At 67.0% G+C, this 20,592-nt stretch carries 15 protein-coding genes; 14 read left to right on the forward strand and 1 reads right to left on the reverse strand.

Features of this window, described 5'->3' with window-relative positions; genetic code table 11:
• Positions 1–21 precede the first annotated feature (21 nt).
• Positions 22–2,433: a penicillin-binding protein 1A gene (locus tag AC07O4_RS28270; protein ID WP_492745897.1), complete on the reverse strand. Its 2,412-nt coding sequence runs from the start codon at positions 2,431–2,433 to the stop codon at positions 22–24.
• 251 nt (positions 2,434–2,684) lie between these two features.
• On the opposite strand from AC07O4_RS28270, the gene AC07O4_RS28275 reads away from it, so the two are divergent.
• The 14 genes from AC07O4_RS28275 to AC07O4_RS28340 all read left to right on the forward strand — a co-directional run bounded on the left by AC07O4_RS28275 (position 2,685) and on the right by AC07O4_RS28340 (position 20,543).
• A complete protein-coding gene (locus tag AC07O4_RS28275) occupies positions 2,685–3,764 on the forward strand; it encodes a pilus assembly protein PilM (RefSeq protein ID WP_062471776.1) in 1,080 nt (359 codons plus the stop codon).
• Entirely contained in the window at positions 3,761–4,381 is a 621-nt protein-coding gene (locus AC07O4_RS28280) for a PilN domain-containing protein (RefSeq protein ID WP_070059948.1), read from the forward strand. Before AC07O4_RS28275 ends, AC07O4_RS28280 begins: the two co-directional genes overlap by 4 nt.
• 6 nt (positions 4,382–4,387) lie before the next feature.
• Entirely contained in the window at positions 4,388–5,074 is a 687-nt protein-coding gene (locus AC07O4_RS28285) for a type IV pilus inner membrane component PilO (RefSeq protein ID WP_492745895.1), read from the forward strand.
• Positions 5,071–5,613 (forward strand): pilus assembly protein PilP, encoded by a 543-nt coding sequence (locus AC07O4_RS28290; RefSeq protein ID WP_062471766.1) that lies wholly within the window; start codon positions 5,071–5,073, stop codon positions 5,611–5,613. The genes AC07O4_RS28285 and AC07O4_RS28290 overlap by 4 nt, the downstream gene beginning before the upstream one ends.
• Positions 5,610–7,760, forward strand: coding sequence for a type IV pilus secretin PilQ (locus tag AC07O4_RS28295; protein ID WP_492728435.1), 2,151 nt, complete (start codon positions 5,610–5,612; stop codon positions 7,758–7,760). The genes AC07O4_RS28290 and AC07O4_RS28295 overlap by 4 nt, the downstream gene beginning before the upstream one ends.
• Before the next feature lie 23 nt (positions 7,761–7,783).
• Positions 7,784–8,332 carry a shikimate kinase gene (locus AC07O4_RS28300; RefSeq protein WP_062471759.1) on the forward strand — a complete coding sequence of 183 codons (549 nt, stop codon included), beginning with the start codon at positions 7,784–7,786 and terminating at the stop codon, positions 8,330–8,332.
• A 33-nt stretch (positions 8,333–8,365) separates the two neighbouring features.
• Positions 8,366–9,490, forward strand: a complete 1,125-nt coding sequence (gene aroB, locus AC07O4_RS28305) for a 3-dehydroquinate synthase (protein ID WP_495306263.1) — start codon at positions 8,366–8,368, stop codon at positions 9,488–9,490.
• Entirely contained in the window at positions 9,487–10,623 is a 1,137-nt protein-coding gene (locus AC07O4_RS28310) for a deoxyguanosinetriphosphate triphosphohydrolase (RefSeq protein WP_492743305.1), read from the forward strand. Before aroB ends, AC07O4_RS28310 begins: the two co-directional genes overlap by 4 nt.
• The gene (locus AC07O4_RS28315; RefSeq protein ID WP_492743306.1) at positions 10,620–11,906 is read left to right on the forward strand and encodes an MFS transporter; all 1,287 of its coding nucleotides are present in this window, start codon (positions 10,620–10,622) and stop codon (positions 11,904–11,906) included. The genes AC07O4_RS28310 and AC07O4_RS28315 overlap by 4 nt, the downstream gene beginning before the upstream one ends.
• Positions 11,903–12,478, forward strand: coding sequence for a DUF1415 domain-containing protein (locus AC07O4_RS28320; RefSeq protein WP_492743307.1), 576 nt, complete (start codon positions 11,903–11,905; stop codon positions 12,476–12,478). The genes AC07O4_RS28315 and AC07O4_RS28320 overlap by 4 nt, the downstream gene beginning before the upstream one ends.
• A 14-nt stretch (positions 12,479–12,492) precedes the next feature.
• Positions 12,493–13,374: a class I SAM-dependent methyltransferase gene (locus tag AC07O4_RS28325; RefSeq protein WP_492743342.1), complete on the forward strand. Its 882-nt coding sequence runs from the start codon at positions 12,493–12,495 to the stop codon at positions 13,372–13,374.
• Positions 13,375–13,403: 29 nt separating this feature from the next.
• Complete coding sequence (locus tag AC07O4_RS28330; RefSeq protein WP_492743308.1) at positions 13,404–14,105, forward strand: transposase; 702 nt, start codon at positions 13,404–13,406, stop codon at positions 14,103–14,105.
• A 178-nt stretch (positions 14,106–14,283) separates the two neighbouring features.
• The gene (locus AC07O4_RS28335) at positions 14,284–19,029 is read left to right on the forward strand and encodes a glutamate synthase-related protein (protein WP_492743309.1); all 4,746 of its coding nucleotides are present in this window, start codon (positions 14,284–14,286) and stop codon (positions 19,027–19,029) included.
• 35 nt (positions 19,030–19,064) lie between these two features.
• The gene (locus tag AC07O4_RS28340) at positions 19,065–20,543 is read left to right on the forward strand and encodes a glutamate synthase subunit beta (RefSeq protein WP_495306264.1); all 1,479 of its coding nucleotides are present in this window, start codon (positions 19,065–19,067) and stop codon (positions 20,541–20,543) included.
• The last annotated feature ends 49 nt before the right edge of the window (positions 20,544–20,592 follow it).

The raw sequence follows: 20,592 nt of genomic DNA on the forward strand, positions 1-20,592 counted from the left end.
GCCGCTTTCCCGCTTTCTTGATCAGTTCCTGAACAGGTCGAGGATGCGGTTGCGCTCCTCGGGCGGCGCAGGCGCGCTGATCGCCGGGCCGCTCAGGGCTTCGGCCGGTGCTACCGGCGCGGAGGATTCCACGCCCAGGCTCGACACGCCGCGGCCCGGCGCGTAGTCGTCGTAGTACCACTCGCCGCCGACGCTCACGATGCCCGAAGGCGGCGTGGTCGACAGGTCGGTCACGGGCACGCCCTTGAGGGCGGTTTCCATGTAGTTGATCCAGATCGGCAGGCTCAGGCCGCCGCCGGTTTCGCGGTCGCCCAGGTTGCGCGGCGTGTCGTAGCCGATCCACGAGATCGCCGTCATGGTGGGCTGGAAGCCCGCGAACCAGGCGTCGAGCGAGTCGTTGGTGGTGCCGGTCTTGCCGTAGAGGTCGGGGCGCTTGAGCATCGCCTGCGCCTTCGCGGCCGTGCCGGCGCGCGTGATGGACTGCAGCAGCGTGTCCATGATGAAGGCGTTGCGCTGCGGGATGGCGCGCGACGCTTCGTTGAGCAGTGGCGGCTGGACGTCGACCAGCACGCGGTCCTTGTGGTCGGTGACGCGGGTCACGAGGTACGGATTCACGCGGTAGCCGCCGTTGGCGAACACCGAATAGCCCACCGCCATCTGCATCGGCGTGACGGCACCGGCACCGAGCGCCATCGGGAGGTAGGCGGGGTGCTTGTCCTTGTCGAAGCCGAAGTTGGTGATCCAGTCTTGCGCGTAGCGCGTGCCGATGGATTGCAGGATGCGGATCGACACGAGGTTGCGCGACTTCATCAGCGCCGTGCGCATCGACATCGGACCGTCGAAGCCGCCGCCGTAGTTCTTGGGCTCCCAGGGCTGGCCGCCGGTGGTGCCGGCGTCGAAGAACAGCGGGCCGTCGTTGATGACGGTGGCGGGGGTGAAGCCCTTTTCGAGCGCCGCCGAGTAGATGAAGGGCTTGAAGCTCGAGCCCGGCTGGCGCCACGCTTGCGTGACGTGGTTGAACTTGTTCTTGCCGAAGTCGAAACCGCCGACCAGTGCCTTGATGGCGCCGTCGCGCGGGTCCATGGCCACGAACGCGCCTTCCACCTCGGGCAGCTGGGTGATTTCCCAGGTGTTCTTGGGCGTCTTGGCGACACGAATCACGGCGCCGCGGCGGATCTTGATGTTGGGCGGTGCCTTGTCCGACAGGCCGGACTGCGCGGGCTTGAGGCCGTCGCCCGTGATCTGCACGGCGTCGCCGTTGGCGCGGATGGCCTGGATTTCCTTGGGCGTGGCCTTGAGCACCACGGCCGCCATCACGTCGCCGTTGTCGGGGTGGTCGTTCAGCACGTCGTCCACCGCTTCGTCGAGCTCCTTGGGGTCGTTCGGCAGGTCGATGAACTTCTCCGGGCCGCGGTACACCTGACGGCGCTCGTAATCCATGATGCCCTTGCGCAGGGCCTTGTAGGCCGCGGCCTGGTCGGCGGCGACCAGCGAGGTGTAGACCTTGAGGCCGCGCGTGTAGGTGCTGTCGCCGTACTGGGCGTACATCAGCTGGCGCACGGTTTCCGCCACGTACTCGGCGTGCAGGCGGTTCGGGTCGGCGGCGTCGCGCAGGTGCAGCTCTTCCTTCTTGGCCTCGGCCGCCTGCTCGGCGGTGATGAAGCCGGCCTCCTGCATGCGGTCGATCACGTAGAACTGGCGCCCGCGTGCGCGCTGCGGGTTGTTGACCGGGTTGTTGGCGCCGGGTGCCTTCGGCAGGCCGGCCAGCATGGCGGCCTGGGCGATCGTCATCTCGGACAGCGGCTTGCCGAAGTAGGCCTCGGAAGCGGCCGCGAAGCCGTAGGCGCGGTTGCCCAGGTAGATCTGGTTCAGGTAGATCTCGAAGATCTGGTCCTTCGTGAGCAGGTGCTCCAGCTTGAAGGTCAGCAGCACCTCGTAGATCTTGCGGGTCAGCGTCTTCTCGGAGCTCAGGTAGACGTTGCGGGCCACCTGCATCGTGATGGTGGAGGCGCCCTGGCTCTTCACGCGGTTCAGGTTGGCGAGGCCGGCGCGGACCAGCCCCTTGTAGTCGACGCCGCCGTGGTCATAGAAGCGGGCGTCTTCGGCGGCCAGGACGGCGTCCTTCACCACTTTTGGGATCGCGGCGATGGGAGTGAGGTTGCGTCGCTCTTCCCCGAACTCGCCGATCTGCGTGCCTTCGGCGGAGAACACGCGCAGCGGCAGCTTGGGTCGGTAGTCGGAGAGTTCCGAGATGTCCGGCAGGTTGGGGTAGGCCACTGCCAGGGCCACGGCCACCACGCACAGGATGGAAAGCAGGCCCGCCGCAGCGATGCCCGCCCCCCAGAACACGAAACGCAACAGCCATTTCAGCCAGAAGGGGCGTTCGGGTGGAGGAGTCTTGGCGCGCCCTTTCGGGCTGGGAGTTTCTTGCATGGGGGCCCGGAGAGTCACCGGACATTATAAAAAGTCGCCCCCTCGGCGCCTCCGGATCTTTGTTACCTCGCGCATTCCCTCTCCAGGGGCTAAGCAGAAAGTTACAGAATGCGGCTTTGACGTCACGTTTTGACAACGGTTGTCGGTTTCGGGCTTTCTGCACGCTTGGTGGGCGCTGTGCCTGCTGCTAGCATGCAACCGAACGCATATTTTTCCATTGGTTACAAATAACAGGGGGAGAGGGACCTAACTTGGCTGCTCTTGGATCATTGTTTCGTCGTCAGAACGCCCCCCTGCTGGGACTGGACGTCAGTTCGTCCAGCGTGAAGCTGGTGGAGCTCGGCCGTGAGGCCAGCGGCAAGCTGGTTCTGGAGCGCTGCGCCATCGAACCGCTCGAACGCGGCTGGATCACCGACGGCAACGTCGAGAAATTCGACGAAGTCGCCGAAGCCGTGCGCCGTGTCGTGCGAAAGAGCGGCACCAAGACCCGCAACGTGGCGCTGGCGCTGCCGCCCTCGGCGGTCATCACCAAGAAGATCATTCTCCCGGGCGGCATGAGCGAGCAGGAGCTCGAGATCCAGGTCGAATCCGAAGCCAACCAGTACATCCCGTTCTCGCTCGATGAAGTGAGCCTCGACTTCTGCGTGACGGGACCGAGCACGACCTCCGTCGGCGACGTGGAAGTGCTGATCGCCGCCTCCCGCAAGGAGAAGGTGCAGGACCGCGAGGGCCTGGCGGAAGCCGCGGGCCTGAAGGCCATGATCCTCGACGTCGAGTCGTATGCCTCGCGCCTCGCAACCGCGCGCCTGATCGAGCAACTGCCGGGCAAGGGCGTGGACGCCATCGTGGCGCTGTTCGAAGTCGGTGCCTTCACGACCAGCATGCAGGTGCTGCGCAACCAGGAAGTGCTGTACGACCGCGACCAGGCCTTCGGCGGTGCTCAATTGAGCCAGCTGATCGTGCGCCAGTACGGTTTTTCCGCCGAGGAAGCCGAAGCCAAGAAGCGCAGCGGCGACCTGCCCGACGACTACGGCTCGGGCGTGCTCAAGCCCTTCGTCGAAAGCATCGCGCAGGAAATCGCGCGGGCGCTGCAGTTCTTCTTCACCAGCACGCCGCACAACCGCGTGGACTACGTGCTGCTGGCGGGCGGATCGTCGTCGCTGCCGGGGCTGACCAATGCCGTGACCCGCCAGACCTCTTTTGCCTGCTCGCTCGTGAATCCGTTCGACGGCATGGACTTCGGCCCCAGCATTCGCGAGAAGAAGGTCCGCCGCGAAGCGCCTTCCTATCTGACCTCCTGCGGCCTGGCCATGCGGAGGTTCCTGCAGTGATCCTGATCAATCTGCTTCCGCACCGCGAAGCCGCGCGCAAGCGCCGCCGCGAGGCTTTTTACGGCACCCTGGGTGGTGCCGCGCTGCTGGGTGCCCTGATCGCCGGCCTCGGTTACCTGTGGTTCGAGGCCCAGATTTCGGCTCAGCAATCGAAGAACGGTTTCCTTCAGGCCGAGATCAAGAAGCTCGAGGTCGAGATCAAGGAAATCTCGACACTGCAGGAGGAAATCGCAGCCTTGCGCGCGCGCCAGCTGGCCGTGGAAGACCTGCAAGGCGACCGCAATCTGCCCGTGCACTTGCTCAACGAACTCGTCCGGCAACTGCCCGACGGCGTCTACCTCACCAGCATGAAGCAGGAGAATCAGACCGTGACCCTGCAAGGCATGGCGCAGTCGAACGAGCGCGTGTCGGAGCTGCTGCGCAACCTCGGCAACAACAGCCCCTGGCTGGTGAAGCCCGAGCTGGTCGAAATCACCTCGGCCAACGTGAACCTGAGCCAGCGCGACCAGCGCCGCGTGGCGAACTTCACGATGCGCATCGGCCTCAAGCGGCCCACCGATGCGCAGAAGGCGGAGGCCGAGAAGGCCCTGGCCGCCAAGGCGCAGGCGAAGGGGTAATCGATCATGGCCATCAGCAACCGATCCCTCCCCAAAGTCGACGTCGCCACCGCATTGCGCAACTTCGGCGACCAGTTCCGCGGACTGAATCCGAACGATCCTTCCATGTGGCCGGCGGTGCCGCGCTACGCACTGTGCCTGGCCGTGTCCGCGCTGGTGCTGGCGGGCCTGTGGTTTGTCTGGCTCACGAACTCCAATGACGAGCTCGAAGCCGAGCGCGCCAAGGAAGTCACGCTCCGGACCGACTACCAGAAGAAAGTGGCGCAAGCCGCCAACCTCGACCTGCTGAAGAAGCAGCGCGAGCAGGTGCAGCAGTACGTGATCCTGCTCGAGAAGCAACTGCCCAGCAAGGCGGAAATGGACGCACTGCTCTCGGACATCAACCAGGCCGGCCTCGGCCGCAGCCTGCAGTTCGAACTGTTCCGTCCGGGCCAAGTGTCGGTCAAGGATTACTACGCAGAGCTGCCGATCGCCGTGCGCGTCACGGGCCGCTACCACGACATGGGCGCCTTCGCGGCCGACGTGGCCAGCCTGTCGCGCATCGTGACGCTCAACAACGTGACCATCACACCGCAGAAGGACAAGGACAAGGACGTGCTGACGATGGACGCCACCGCGCGCACCTACCGCTACCTCGACGAAGACGAGCGGGCCGCCCAGAAACGCGCCACGGCGCCGAAGGCGAAGAAATGAAGCCGGTCGCCAAAGTCCTGTGGCTGGCACTGGCCACGCTGGGCCTGAGCGCCTGCGGCGATTCCGACCAGGAAGACCTGCAGCGCTGGATGGTCGAGCAGCGCGCGCAGGTGAAGCCCTCGGTGCCGCCGATCTCCGAGCCCAAGAAGTTCACGCCGCAGGCCTACACCGAGGCGTCGTCGTTCGAGCCCTTCAACATGCTGAAGCTGACCCAGGCGCTGCGCCGGGAGTCGAACCAGCCGAGCACCTCCGAGCTGATCGCGCCGGAGCTGGCGCGCCGCAAGGAAGCCCTCGAAGCGTTCCCGCTCGACACGATGGCGATGGTCGGCAGCATGAACCGCAACGGCCAGCCGGTGGCGCTCGTGCGTGTGGACAAGCTGCTCTACAAGGTGCGCGTCGGCGAATACCTGGGGCTCAACTACGGGCGCATCACCCGTATCAACGAAACCGAAGTCGCCCTGCGCGAGATCGTGCAGGACGCCGCGGGCGAATGGATCGAACGCGTAGCCACGCTGCAGTTGCAAGAGAGTGCGAAATGAACCATAAAAAATCAACGATGGCACAGTGGCTGCGCGCCGCCGGGCTGGGTCTGCTGGCTTTCGGTGCCCTGGCCGTCGCCCATGCGCAAAACGCGATCGAGTCGGTGACGAGCTCGACCCAGTCGGGCGCGGAAGTGATCCGCATCGACCTGGCGCAGCCGCTCACCGCCGTGCCTGCCGGGTTCTCGGTGCAGACGCCGGCGCGCATCGCGCTGGACTTCCCGGGTGTGACGAACGCCATCGGGCGTTCGGCCATCGAGGTGAACCAGGGCAACCTGCGCTCGGTCAACGTGGTGCAGGCCGGTGACCGCAGCCGCGTCGTGCTGAACCTGAAGCAGGCCACGGCGTACAAGGCCGAGATCCAGGGCAAGTCGCTGCTGGTGGTGCTTGAGCCTGTGGCCGGGACGGCACTCGTCGCTTCCGCGGCGACCACTTTCGCCGAGAACCGCAACCGCGACACGCTGCCGCTGCGCGACGTCGATTTCCGACTCGGCGCCGACAACACCGGTCGCGTGCTGGTCGACCTGCCGAACAACCAGGTCGGCGTCGATGTGAAGCAGCAGGGCAAGAGCCTCGTGGTGGAGTTCACCAAGTCGACGCTGCCCGAAGGCCTGCGCCGCCGCCTCGACGTGGCCGATTTTGGTACGCCGGTGCAGCTGATCACCTCGCAGCAGTCGGGCGACCGCGTGCGCATGACGATCGATGCCAAGGGCGACTGGGAGCACAGCGCCTACCAGAGCGAAAACCAGTTCGTGGTGGAAGTGCGCGCGCGCAAGGTCGACCCGAGCAAGCTCACGCAAGGCGTCGGCTACAACGGCGAGAAGCTGTCGCTCAACTTTCAGAACATCGAGATCCGCTCGCTGCTGCAGGTGATCGCCGACTTCACGAACTTCAACATCGTGACCTCCGATTCGGTCAGCGGCGCACTGACGCTGCGTCTGAAGGACGTGCCCTGGGACCAGGCGCTCGACATCATCATGCAGGCGAAGAACCTGGGCATGCGCAAGAACGGCAGCGTGCTGTGGATCGCGCCCAAGGACGAGATCAACGCCAAGGAAAAGCTCGAGTTCGAAGCCAAGGCGGCGATCGAGAACCTGGAGCCGCTGCGCACGCAGTCGTTCCAGTTGAACTACACGAAGGCCATTGCGATTGCACAGGGCCTGACGGGGACTGGTGCATCGGCGGGTGGCGGCGGTGGTGGTGGCGGCGGCGCGACCTCGCGCATCCTGAGCCCCCGCGGCAGCGTGATCGCCGAATCGCGGACCAACCAGCTGTTCGTGTCCGACATTCCCTCGCGCCTGGCCCAGGTCACCGACCTGATCCAGAAGCTGGACATTCCCGTCCGCCAAGTGCTGATCGAAGCGCGCATCGTGGAAGCCTCGGACACCTTCGGCAAGTCGCTTGGCGTGCGGATGGGCGGCGGTATCTCCCGCGAACGCGTCGCGTCGGCCAACGGCAATCCGGCCTACGGCACCTTCGGCGTCATGCCTGCCACCACCAACGCCGGCGGCGTCGGCGGCGCAGCAGCCACCTGGACCAACTCCAACTTCATCAACCTGCCCGCCGGCGACGCCGGCGGCACCGGCAACGCCGCAGGCACCTTCGCGATCTCGCTGTTCAACTCGAGCTTGTCGCGCATGCTGAACCTCGAGATTTCCGCCCTCGAAGCCGATGGCAAGGGCAAGCTGGTCTCCAGCCCCCGCGTCATCACGGCCGACCAGACCAAGGCGCTGATCGAGCAGGGCGAGGAAATCCCCTACCAGCAGGCCACCTCCAGCGGCGCGACCTCGATCTCGTTCCGCAAGGCGGTGCTCAAGCTCGAAGTCACGCCGCAGATCACGCCCGAGGGCAACATCATCCTCACGCTGGACGTGAGCAAGGATGCCCGCGGCGTCAACACCTCGGCGGGCCCGGCCATCAACACCAAGCACGTGCAGACCGAGGTGCTGGTCGAGAACGGCGGCACGGTCGTCATCGGTGGTATCTTCGAGCTCACCGAAACCAATGACGAATCGCGCGTGCCGGTGCTGGGTGAAATCCCCTACATGGGGGCATTGTTCCGCAAGCGCGAACGCGTTGCCAACAAGACCGAAATGCTCGTCTTTATCACCCCGAAGATGATTACCGACCGCAACGCCGCGCGCTGACGCGCGGGCGTAGCAGCCACCGCGTGGCGGTCGCACTTGTCGGGTTGCCCGGCGCCGGAAAGTCCGCAGTGGGCCGGCGCCTGGGCGCTCGGCTGAACACCCCCTTCATCGACACCGATCACGTGATCGAGCAGCGCATCGGCTGCACGATCCGTGATTTCTTCGATCGCGAGGGCGAAGCCGCCTTCCGCGACATCGAGCAGGCGGTCATCGCCGACCTGGCCGCCCATCCCCACGGCGTGCTGGCGACCGGCGGTGGCGCCGTGCTGCGCGAGGCCAACCGCCAGCAGTTGCGCGACCATTTCCACGTCATCTACCTGCGCTCCTCGCCCGAAGACCTGTTCCGGCGCCTGCGCCACGACGTCAAGCGCCCGCTGTTGCAGGTGGCCGATCCGCTGGGCCGGCTGCGCGAACTGCACGATGCGCGCGACCCGTTCTACCGGGAAACCGCCCACGACGTGGTCGACACCGGCCGGCCGTCGATTGCGGTGCTGGTCAACCTCATCGTGATGCAGCTCGAACTGGCCGGGGTGGTCGAACCCGGCGCCCATCCGGAAGAGCCCTCGGACTGACCCCGGCAGGCCCGAGCGCCTAAACTCGCGGCCATGTCCTTGCCTGTTTCGCCCGCACTTTCCGCCCCGCCAAAGCCCGAACGCGTCGAGATCCAGCTCGGCGAGCGCAGCTACCCGATCCTGATCGGCGGTGGCCTGCTGGAAGACCCCGCCAGCTTCGGTGTCGTTCCCGCAGCCGCCAGCGCGCTGATCGTCAGCAACACCACCGTGGCGCCGCTCTACGCGCAGGCCTTGCGGACCGTGCTGGCCAAACGCTTTCGCACGGTCCACCTGCTCGAACTGCCCGACGGTGAGGCATACAAGAACCTCGAGACGCTCAACCTGATCTTCGACGCCCTCCTGGGCCACGGCAGCGACCGCAAGACGGTGCTGTTCGCGCTCGGCGGCGGGGTGGTGGGCGACATGACGGGCTTCGCCGCCGCCAGCTACATGCGCGGCGTGCCTTTCGTGCAGGTGCCGACCACGCTGCTGGCGCAGGTCGATTCCTCGGTGGGTGGCAAGACGGCCATCAACCACCCGCTGGGCAAGAACATGATCGGCGCGTTCTACCAGCCGCAGCTCGTGCTGTGCGACCTGGACACGCTGCAGACGCTGCCCCCGCGCGAACTGAGTGCCGGCCTGGCCGAAGTCATCAAGTACGGCCCGATCTACGACATGGCTTTCTTCGACTGGATCGAGTCGAACATCGAAGCGCTGGTGGCGCGCGACCCGGCCGCGCTGGCCCATGCCGTGAAGCGCAGCTGCGAGATCAAGGCGCTGGTGGTCGGCCAGGACGAGCGCGAGACCGGCCTGCGCGCCATCCTCAATTTCGGCCACACCTTCGGCCATGCCATCGAGTCGGGCCTGGGCTACGGCGAATGGCTGCATGGCGAGGCTGTCGGCTGCGGCATGGTCATGGCGGCGCAGCTGTCGCAGCGGCTCGGCGGCGTCGACGCGGCCTTTGTCGAGCGGCTGACTCGCCTGATCGAGCGGGCCGGCCTGCCCACCGTGGGACCGGCGCTGGGGGCCGAGCGCTACCTGGAGCTGATGCGCGTCGACAAGAAATCGGAAGCCGGCGAGATTCGCTTCGTGGTGATCGACCGACCCGGCTCCGCCGTCGTGCGCAGCGCGCCCGACGCGATGGTGCGCGACGTGCTCGCGCAGTGCTGCGCGGCATGAGCCTTGCGGCGTACGCCTGCCACCCCGCGCGCTCGCGCGGACGGCGCCACGCGGAGCCGCCCGCGCCCACGCGCGACGCCTTCCAGCGCGACCGTGACCGCATCGTCCACTCCACCGCCTTCCGACGGCTGGTCTACAAGACCCAGGTGTTCCTGAACCACGAAGGCGACCTGTTCCGCACGCGGCTCACGCATTCGCTCGAAGTCGCGCAGCTGGGCCGCTCCATCGCACGCGCCCTGCGGCTCAACGAAGACCTGGTCGAGGCGATCGCGCTGGCCCATGACCTGGGCCACACGCCCTTCGGCCACGCGGGCCAGGACGCGCTCAACGCCTGCATGGCCGAACACGGTGGCTTCGAGCACAACCTGCAGAGCCTGCGCGTGGTCGATGCGCTGGAGCACCGCTACCCGCAGTACGACGGCCTGAACCTCAGCTTCGAGACCCGCGAAGGCATCCTCAAGCATTGCTCGCGCGCCAACGCCGAACGCATCGAGGCGGCCGAGCCGCAGGGCGTGGCCCGCCGCTTTCTCGACCGCACGCAGCCCGGGCTGGAGGCGCAGCTGTGCAACCTGGCCGACGCCATCGCCTACAACGCGCACGACATCGACGACGGCGTGCGCTCGGGCCTGATCAGCGTCGAGCAGCTGGCCGATGTGGAACTGTTCGAACGCTACCGCCGCGAAGCGCTGGCCGAGCATCCGCACCTGCAGGGCCAGGGCCGGCGCGTGCTCTATGAAACCATCCGCCGCATGCTCAGCGCGCAGGTCTACGACGTGATCGACACGACGCGCGCGGCCATCGAGGCGCTGGCGCCCACCGATGCCGACGCCGTGCGCCAGGCGCCACCGCTGGTGGCCTTCAGCGGCGTCATGCAGGCGCAGTCGGAGGCGCTCAAGCAGTTCCTGTTCCGCAACCTCTACCGCCATCCGCAGGTCACGCAGACCACCGACCAGGCGAGCGAGGTCGTGCGCGGGCTGTTCGACGCCTACCTGGCGCGCGGCACCGAAATGCCCGCGTCGTACGCCGAGCGCCGCGACCGGCACCGGGCCGTGGCCGACTACATCGCCGGCATGACCGACCGCTTCGCCATGCGCGAGCACGAGCGGCTGACTGGCCGGCGGGGCATCGCATGACGGCGGCCGTGCGCTCGAACAGCGCGTCGGCCCGCGTGCCGGCCGCGGCCTTCGCCGTCGTGCTGGGCGGCGTCAGTGCCGCGCTGCACCTGGGCAAGCTGCCGCCCGCCGTGCCGGCGCTGCAGGCGTCGCTGGGCATCGATCTGGTCGAGGCGGGTTTCCTGCTCTCGCTGGTCCAGGTCGCGAGCATGACGCTCGGGCTGCTGGCCGGGCTTGCGGCCGATTCCATCGGTCTGCGGCGCAGCATGCTCGTCGGGCTGGCGGTGCTGACGACGGCCAGCCTGCTCGGGGGCGCCGTCGGTGCCGGTCTGCTGGGCGGGTCTCACGCGGTGCTGTGGCTGTTCGTGCTGCGTGCGGCCGAAGGCATCGGCTTCCTGATGGCGGTGATGCCCGGCCCGGGTCTCATCCGCGCACTGACACCGGCGGGCGCCGACAAGGCCGCGCTGGGCCTGTGGGGTGCCTATATGCCGTTGGGCGTGGCGCTGGCGCTGCTGGTCGGGCCGGCCCTGATCGGTTGGGGCGGCTGGGCCGACTGGTGGTGGACGCTGTCGCTGGTGTCGGCGGGTGCGGCACTCTGGGTGTGGTTGGCGGTGCCGCGCGATCGGGCCCGCGTGGCCGGTGCAAGCCCGCAGCCCGCGTCGGCCGGTTGGGCGTCGCGGCTGCGCGAGACGGTCGGCGCGCGCGCGCCGTGGCTGGTCGCGTTGACCTTCGCCGTGTACTCGTCGCAGTGGATGGCCGTGATCGGTTTTCTTCCCGCCATCTATGCCGACGCGAAGGTGCCCGCCGCCTGGAGCGCGGTGCTGACCGCGTTGGCCGCGGCGATGAACATCGTCGGCAACCTCATGGGCGGCCGTTGGCTGCAGCGCGGCGTGGCGCCCGAGCGCCTGCTGCAATGGGGTTTCCTGACCATGGCACTGGGCGGCGTCGCCGCCTTCGCGCAGGTGGGGCAGGGCGCCGGCGCCGAGGCGCTGGGCCTGCCGCCCGCGCTGCGCTATGCCGCGATCTGCGCCTTTTCGCTCGGCGGCGGCATGGTGCCGGCGACGCTGTTCCTGCTGGGCGTGCGGCTGGCGCCGGGGCCGAGCACCGTCTCGACCACCGTCGGCCTGATGCAGCAGGCGTCGTCGCTCGGCCAGTTCCTGGCGCCGCCGGCGGTGGCCTGGCTGGCGCACCGCGTCGGTGGCTGGCATTGGACCTGGACCGCCACGCTGGCCTGTTCGCTCGCCGGCATGGCGGTCGCCGCGCGCCTCGGGCGCATCCGCCGACTGACGGAGGCCACGGCATGAGCGACCCGACGGTCATCGACGCCGCGCAGGCCGAAGCCGACACCCGGCGCTGGCTCGAGCGCGCCGTGATCGGCCTCAACCTGTGCCCCTTCGCCAAGGCGGTGCATGTGAAGGGCCAGATCCACTACCTCACCTACCTCGACACCCACGAAGGCCGCCTGATCGATGCACTGGTGGCCGAAGCCCGCGCGCTCGTGGCGCTCGATGCCGAGGTGCGCGACACCACCTTGCTGATCGTCCCCCACGCGTTGGCGGACTTTCTCGACTTCAACGATTTCACCGAGCGCGCCGAGCGCAAGCTCGCCCGCGCGGGCTTCGACGGCGTGCTTCAGCTCGCCAGCTTCCATCCGCATTTCCAGTTCGCCGGCACCGAGGCCGACGACATCACCAACGCCACCAACCGCGCGCCATACCCCACGCTGCACCTGCTGCGCGAAGACAGCGTGGACCGCGCGGTCGAGGCCTTTCCCGAGGCCGAGGCGATCTTCGAGCGCAACATCGAGACGCTCGAAGCCCTGGGCCCGGCCGGCTGGACCGCGCTCGATGTCGGCCCGGGAAGCGCCACGCCATGAACAACAAGAACACCATGTCCCGTCCCGCGAAAGCCCACCCCACCAACAAGGCTGCGAAGGCCGAGGCCGAGCTGGCCGAAGTCCTGCGGCCGGGCCAGTCCGTTGAGCTGCTCAAGGAGCTGCACATCCTCACGCGCGAAGGCCGGCTCAACCAGGATTCGCGGCGCAAGCTCAAGCAGGTCTATCACCTGTTCCAGTTCATCGAGCAACTGCTGCGCGAGTTGCCCGGCGAGGGTGCCGAGGCGACGCTGGCCGACCACGGGGCGGGCAAGTCGTACCTCGGCTTCATCATCTACGACCTGTTCTTCCGCGCGCGGCAGGGCGGCCATGTCTACGGCATCGAGGCGCGCAGCGAGCTGGTCGAGCGCTCCCGCGCGCTGGCGCAGCAGCTGGGCTTCGGGCGCATGTCGTTCCTGAACCTCACCGTGGCCGAGTCGGCGCAGGCCAGCGAGCTGCCGGCGCAGATCGACGTGGTCACCGCGCTGCACGCCTGCGACACCGCCACCGACGACGCCATCGCCTTCGGCCTGGCCAAGAAGGCGCGCTGCATGGTGCTCGTGCCCTGCTGCCAGGCCGAAGTGGCGGCCTGCCTGCGCGAGACCAAGGCACTGGCCCTGTCGCGCACGCCGCTGGCCGAGCTGTGGCGCCATCCGCTGCACACGCGCGAGATCGGCAGCCAGCTCACCAACGTGCTGCGCTGCCTGTACCTGGAAGCCAACGGCTACAGCGTGACGGTCACCGAGCTGGTCGGCTGGGAGCACAGCATGAAGAACGAGCTGATCCTGGCGCGCTACACCGGCCAGCGCAAGGCGAGTGCGGCGACGCGGCTGCGCGAGCTGCTGGCGCAGTTCGGGCTCGACACGCTGGGCGACACGCGCTTCCGCCTCGCCGATTAAGTACCCGGACGGCGTCGTCCATCGTCCCCATGGCCCGTCTCCCCCGTCTCACGCTGGCCGGCATGCCGCACCACGTGATCCAGCGCGGCAACAACCGCCAGCCGATCTTCGTGGACCGCGCCGACCACGAGAAGCTGCTCGGCCTGCTGGCCGAGAACGCCGTGCGCTTCGGCATCGCGCTGCATGCCTACGTGCTGATGGACAACCACTTCCACCTGCTGGCCACGCCCGACAGCGCCACGGGCCTGCCGCAGTTCATGCAGTCGGTCGGGCGCAGCTACGTGCGCTACTTCAACGACCGCCATGGCCGTAGCGGCACCTTGTGGGAAGGACGCTACAGATCGACCCTGATCCAGACCGAGCGCTACCTGCTGACCTGCATGGCCTACATCGACCTGAATCCGGTGCGCGCCGGCATGGTCGCCGAGGCGCGCGACTTCCCCTGGTCCAGTCACGGCCACTACGCAGGCCTGCGGCAAGACAGGCTGTTGACCCCGCATCCGCTGTACTGGGAGCTCGGCAACACGCCCTTTGCGCGGGAGGCGGCGTATGCCGAACTGGTGCGTGGCGGGGTCCGCGCGGCCGATCAGCAGGCCCTGACCGAGGCCACCTTGCGCGGCTGGGCGGCCGGCGACGACGGTTTTCTGGACAGCCTGCAGAAGGCCACCGAGCGCCGCGTGATCAAGGCCAAGGCCGGCCGGCCGCCTGCGCCCGCCAAAGATACGGACTGAAAGCGGCCGAAAGCCGCGCCCTTGTTGGGCATCGTGCTGCTGTTTTTAATATGTCCCCAATTTAATTCTGACAAGAAAACTCAAGATTTAATAGGAATCCGACCCCTATTAAAGTGTTTGGCATTCTTTGTGCATCGCAATATGCTCCCTTTCCCTGCGAAAAATGAAGGAGCGCGCCATGACGACGGCTGCCGAGATTCAACACCTCCAAGAACACGGTCTGTATTCCGGTGCCGATGAGCACGATGCCTGCGGCGTCGGCTTCGTCGCCCATATCAAGGGCGAGAAGAGCCATGCCATCGTGTTGCAGGGCCTGAAGATCCTCGAGAACCTCGACCACCGCGGCGCCGTCGGCGCCGACAAGCTGATGGGCGACGGCGCCGGCATCCTGATCCAACTGCCCGACCTGCTGTACCGCGAAGAAATGGCCAAGCAGGGCGTCACGCTGCCCCCGCCCGGCGAATACGGCGTCGGCATGATCTTCCTGCCGAAGGAACACGCCTCGCGCGAAGCCTGCGAACAAGAGATGGAACGCGCCATCAAGGCCGAAGGCCAGGTGCTGCTGGGCTGGCGCGACGTGCCGGTCAACCGCGACATGCCCATGTCGCCCACCGTGCGCGAAAAGGAACCGCTGCTGCGCCAGATCTTCATCGGCCGCGGCAACGACGTGATCGTGCAGGACGCGCTGGAGCGCAAGCTGTACGTGATCCGCAAGACCGCCAGCGCCAACATCCAGCGCCTGAAGCTCAAGCACAGCAAGGAATACTACGTTCCGAGCATGTCCAGCCGCACCGTGGTCTACAAGGGCCTGCTGCTGGCCGACCAGGTCGGTACCTACTACCTCGACCTGCAGGACAAGCGCTGCGTCTCGGCCCTGGGCCTGGTGCACCAGCGCTTCTCGACCAACACCTTCCCCGAGTGGCCGCTGGCCCACCCGTACCGCTACGTCGCCCACAACGGCGAAATCAACACGGTCAAGGGCAACTACAACTGGATGAAGGCACGCGAAGGCGTCATGTCGTCGCCCGTGCTCGGCGCCGACCTGCAGAAGCTCTACCCGATCAGCTTCGCCGGCCAGTCCGACACCGCCACCTTCGACAACTGCCTCGAGCTCTTGACGATGGCCGGCTACCCCATCAGCCAGGCCGTGATGATGATGATTCCCGAGCCCTGGGAGCAGCACGCCACCATGGACACGCGCCGCCGCGCGTTCTATGAGTACCACGCCGCCATGCTCGAGCCGTGGGACGGCCCGGCCTCCATCGTGTTCACCGACGGCCGCCAGATCGGCGCCACGCTCGACCGCAACGGCCTGCGTCCCTCGCGCTACTGCGTGACCGACGACGACCTGGTCATCATGGCTTCGGAGTCGGGCGTGCTGCCCGTGCCCGAGCAGAAGATCGTGCGCAAGTGGCGCCTGCAGCCCGGCAAGATGTTCCTGATCGACCTGGAGCAGGGCCGCATGATCGACGACGAGGAGGTCAAGGCCACCCTCGCCAACAGCAAGCCCTACAAGCAGTGGATCGAGAACCTGCGCATCAAGCTCGACAGCGTCAAGGCCGAACCGGCCGCGATTCCCGTGAGCCAGGTCGCGCTGCTCGACCGCCAGCAGGCCTTTGGCTACACCCAGGAAGACATCAAATTCCTGATGAGCCCGATGGCCCAGGCCGGCGAAGAAGGCATCGGCTCCATGGGCAACGACAGCCCGCTGGCCGTGCTCTCCAGCAAGAACAAGCCGCTGTACAACTACTTCAAGCAGCTGTTCGCGCAAGTCACGAACCCGCCGATCGACCCGATCCGCGAAGCGATCGTGATGTCGCTCGTGTCCTTCATCGGCCCCAAGCCGAACCTGCTGGACATCAACCAGGTCAACCCGCCGATGCGGCTCGAAGTGAGCCAGCCGATCCTCGACTTCGCCGACATGGCGAAGCTGCGCGACATCGGCCGCTACACCCAGGGCAAGTTCAAGAGCTACGTGCTCGACATCACCTACCCGCTGGGCTGGGGCGATGAAGGCGTCGAAGCCAAGCTGGCCTCGCTGTGCGCCGAAGCGGTCGATGCCATCAAGGGCGGCCACAACATCCTGATCGTGAGCGACCGCGGCGTGGGCCCGACGCAAGTGGCGATCCCCGCCGTGCTGGCGCTGTCGGCCGTGCACCAGTACCTCGTGCGCGAAGGTTTGCGCACCACCGCCGGCCTCGTGGTCGAGACCGGTTCGGCCCGCGAAGTGCATCACTTCGGCGTGCTCGCCGGCTACGGCGCCGAAGCCGTGCACCCGTACCTCGCGATGGAAACGCTGGCGGCCATGCACGCCGACCTGCCGGGCGACCTGAGCGCCGACAAGGCGGTCTACAACTACGTCAAGGCCATCGGCAAGGGCCTGTCGAAGATCATGTCGAAGATGGGTGTCAGCACCTACATGAGCTACTGCGGCGCCCAGCTGTTCGAAGCCATCGGCCTGAACACCGAGACGGTGAACAAGTACTTCACCGGCACGGCCAGCCGCGTGGAAGGCATCGGCGTCTTCGAAATCGCCGAAGAAGCCATCCGCATGCACAAGGCCGCCTTCGGCGACGACCCGGTGCTCGCCCACATGCTGGACGCCGGCGGCGAATACGCCTGGCGCACGCGCGGCGAAGAGCACATGTGGACGCCCGACGCCATCGCCAAGCTGCAGCACAGCACGCGCTCCAACAACTGGAACACGTACAAGGAATACGCGCAGCTCATCAACGACCAGAACCGCCGCCACCTCACGCTGCGCGGCCTGTTCGAGTTCAAGATCGATCCGGCCAAGGCCATCCCGGTCGACGAGGTCGAAGCAGCCGCCGAGATCGTCAAGCGCTTCGCTACCGGCGCGATGTCGCTCGGCTCGATCAGCACCGAGGCACACGCCACGCTCGCCATCGCCATGAACCGCATCGGCGGCAAGAGCAACACGGGCGAAGGCGGCGAAGACCCGGCGCGCTACCGCAACGAACTGAAGGGCATCCCGATCAAGCAGGGCGACACGCTCAAGAGTGTGATCGGCGCGGCCAACGTCGAGGTCGACCTGTCGCTGAACGACGGCGACTCGCTGCGTTCGCGCATCAAGCAGGTCGCGTCGGGCCGCTTCGGCGTCACCGCCGAGTACCTGCACTCGGCCGACCAGATCCAGATCAAGATGGCGCAAGGCGCCAAGCCGGGCGAGGGCGGTCAGCTCCCGGGCGGCAAGGTCACCGAATACATCGGCAAGCAACGCTATGCCGTGCCGGGCGTGGGCCTCATCTCGCCCCCGCCGCACCACGACATCTACTCGATCGAGGACTTGGCTCAGCTGATCCACGACCTGAAGAACACCGCGCCGCACGCGAGCATCAGCGTGAAGCTGGTGAGCGAAATCGGCGTTGGCACCATCGCCGCGGGCGTGGCCAAGTGCAAGAGCGACCACGTCGTGATCGCCGGCCATGACGGCGGCACGGGCGCTTCGCCCTGGTCGTCGATCAAGCATGCGGGCAGCCCGTGGGAAATCGGCCTGGCCGAAACGCAGCAGACGCTGGTGCTCAACCGCCTGCGCAGCCGCATCCGCGTGCAGGCCGACGGCCAGATGAAGACCGGCCGCGACGTCGCCATCGGCGCGCTGCTGGGCGCGGACGAATTCGGCTTTGCGACCGCACCGCTGGTGGTCGAGGGCTGCATCATGATGCGCAAGTGCCACTTGAACACCTGCCCGGTGGGCGTGGCCACGCAAGACCCGGTGCTGCGCAAGAAGTTTTCGGGCAAGCCCGAGCACGTCGTCAACTACTTCTTCTTCGTTGCCGAAGAAGTGCGCCAGATCATGGCCCAGCTGGGCATCCGCAAGTTCGACGACCTGATCGGCCGCGCCGACCTGCTCGACATGCGCAAGGGCATCGAGCACTGGAAGGCCTCGGGCCTCGATTTCAGCCGCCTGTTCGCGCTGCCGATCGTGCCGGCCGACGTGCCGCGTTTCCATGTCGAGAACCAGGACCACGGCCTCGAGCGCGCCCTGGACGTGAAGCTCATCGAGAAGTCGCGTCCCGCCATCGAAAAGGGCGAGAAGGTGCAGTTCATCGAGGTGGCGCGCAACGTCAACCGTTCGGTGGGCGCGATGCTCTCGGGCGCGCTGACCAAGGTGCATCCTCAGGGCCTGCCCGACGACTCGATCCGCATCCAGCTCGAAGGCACGGGCGGCCAGTCGTTCGGCGCCTTCCTGGCACGCGGCATCACGCTGTACCTGATCGGCGATGCCAACGACTACACCGGCAAGGGCCTCTCGGGCGGCCGCGTGGTGGTGCGCCCCAGCCTGGACTTCCGCGGTGAAGCCGCGCGCAACACCATCGTCGGCAACACCGCGCTGTACGGCGCGACCACCGGCGAGGCCTACCTGTGCGGCGTGGCCGGCGAGCGCTTCGCGGTGCGCCTGTCGGGTGCCACGGCGGTCATCGAAGGCACCGGTGACCACGGCTGCGAATACATGACCGGCGGCACGGTGGCCGTGCTCGGCAAGACGGGCCGCAACTTCGCGGCCGGCATGAGCGGCGGCGTCGCGTTCGTCTACGACGAAGACGGCCAGTTCGCCTCGCGCTGCAACCTTTCGATGGTGTCGCTCGACAAGGTGCTCACCTCGGCCGAGCAGACCGCCAGCGTGCACCGCAAGATCTGGCACGGCGGCGAGACCGACGAAGCGCAGCTCAAGAAGCTGCTCGAAGAGCACCACCGCTGGACCGGCAGCAAGCGCGCGCGCGAGCTGCTCGACAACTGGGCCGAGTCGCGCACCAAGTTCGTCAAGGTGTTCCCGAACGAGTACAAGCGCGCCCTGGCCGAACTGCACGACCGCCAGGTCGAGCTGGCCAGCAGCGGCAACAACGCCCACGTCGGCCTCGAGCCGCACGCACTGGCCGCGCCCGCCACGGCCGCCGTCTGAGCGCGCCATAGATACGAAGAACAGAGGAAAGCACGATGGGAAAAATCACCGGCTTCATGGAGCATGAGCGCATCGAAGAGGGCTACAAGCCTGTCGAAGAGCGCGTCAAGCACTACAAGGAATTCGTCGTCGGCCTGAACACCGACCAGGCCAAGGTGCAGGGCGCACGCTGCATGGACTGCGGCACGCCGTTCTGCAACAGCGGCTGCCCGGTCAACAACATCATTCCGGACTTCAACGACCTCGTGTACCGCGACGACTGGCAGAACGCCTTCGCGGTGCTTGATTCGACCAACAACTTCCCCGAGTTCACCGGCCGCATCTGCCCCGCGCCCTGCGAGGCGGCCTGCGTGCTCAACGTGAACGACGACGCGGTTGGCATCAAGTCGCTGGAACACGCGATCATCGACCGCGCCTGGGACGAAGGCTGGGTGGCGCCGCGCGTCGCCAAGCACAAGACCGGCAAGAAGGTCGCGGTGGTGGGCTCCGGCCCGGCCGGCATGGCCGCCGCGCAGCAGCTGGCGCGCGCCGGCCACGACGTCACGCTGTTCGAGAAGAACGACCGTGTCGGCGGCCTGCTGCGCTACGGCATTCCCGACTTCAAGATGGAGAAGTCGCACATCGACCGCCGCGTCGAGCAGATGAAGGCCGAAGGCGTGACCTTCCGCACCGGCGTGATGGTCGGTGCTGCGAAAGACCCGCTGGGCAAGGGCTCCAAGGTGACCAACCTGGCCAAGGAAACTGTCACGCCCGAGCAACTGCAGAAAGACTTCGACGCCGTGGTGCTCACCGGCGGCGCCGAGCAGTCGCGCGACCTGCCGGTGCCCGGCCGCGATCTCGACGGCATCCACTTCGCGATGGAGTTCCTGCCGCAGCAGAACCGCGTCAACGCAGGCGACAAGGTCAAGGGCCAGCTGCGCGCCGAAGGCAAGCACGTCATCGTCATCGGCGGCGGCGACACCGGCTCCGACTGCGTGGGCACCAGCAACCGCCACGGCGCCGTGAGCGTCACGCAGTTCGAACTGATGCCGCAACCGCCGGAAGAAGAGAACCGTCCGCTGACCTGGCCCTACTGGCCGATCAAGCTGCGCACCAGCTCCAGCCACGAAGAAGGCTGCGAGCGCGAGTTCGCCATCTCGACCAAGGAATTCATCGGCGAGAAGGGCAAGGTCACCGGCCTGAAGACCGTGCGCGTCGAGTGGAAGGACGGCAAGATGCAGGAAGTGCCCGGCAGCGAGCAGATCCTCAAGGCCGACCTCGTGCTGCTGGCGATGGGCTTCGTCAGCCCCGTGGCCACCGTGCTCGACGCCTTCGGTGTCGAGAAGGACGCCCGCGGCAACGCGCGCGCCACGGTCGACTTCATCGGCGGCTATGCCACCAATGTGCCCAAGGTGTTCGCCGCAGGTGACATTCGCCGCGGCCAATCGCTGGTGGTGTGGGCAATTCGCGAGGGCCGTCAAGCGGCGCGTTCGGTCGACGAATTTTTGATGGGATTCAGCGACTTACCGCGCTGATTTTTGTTTCATTTGAAGCGGCGCCGTTCGCGGCCCCGTTATCATCCGC

Source organism: Variovorax sp. GW821-FHT09D04 (assembly GCF_059416405.1).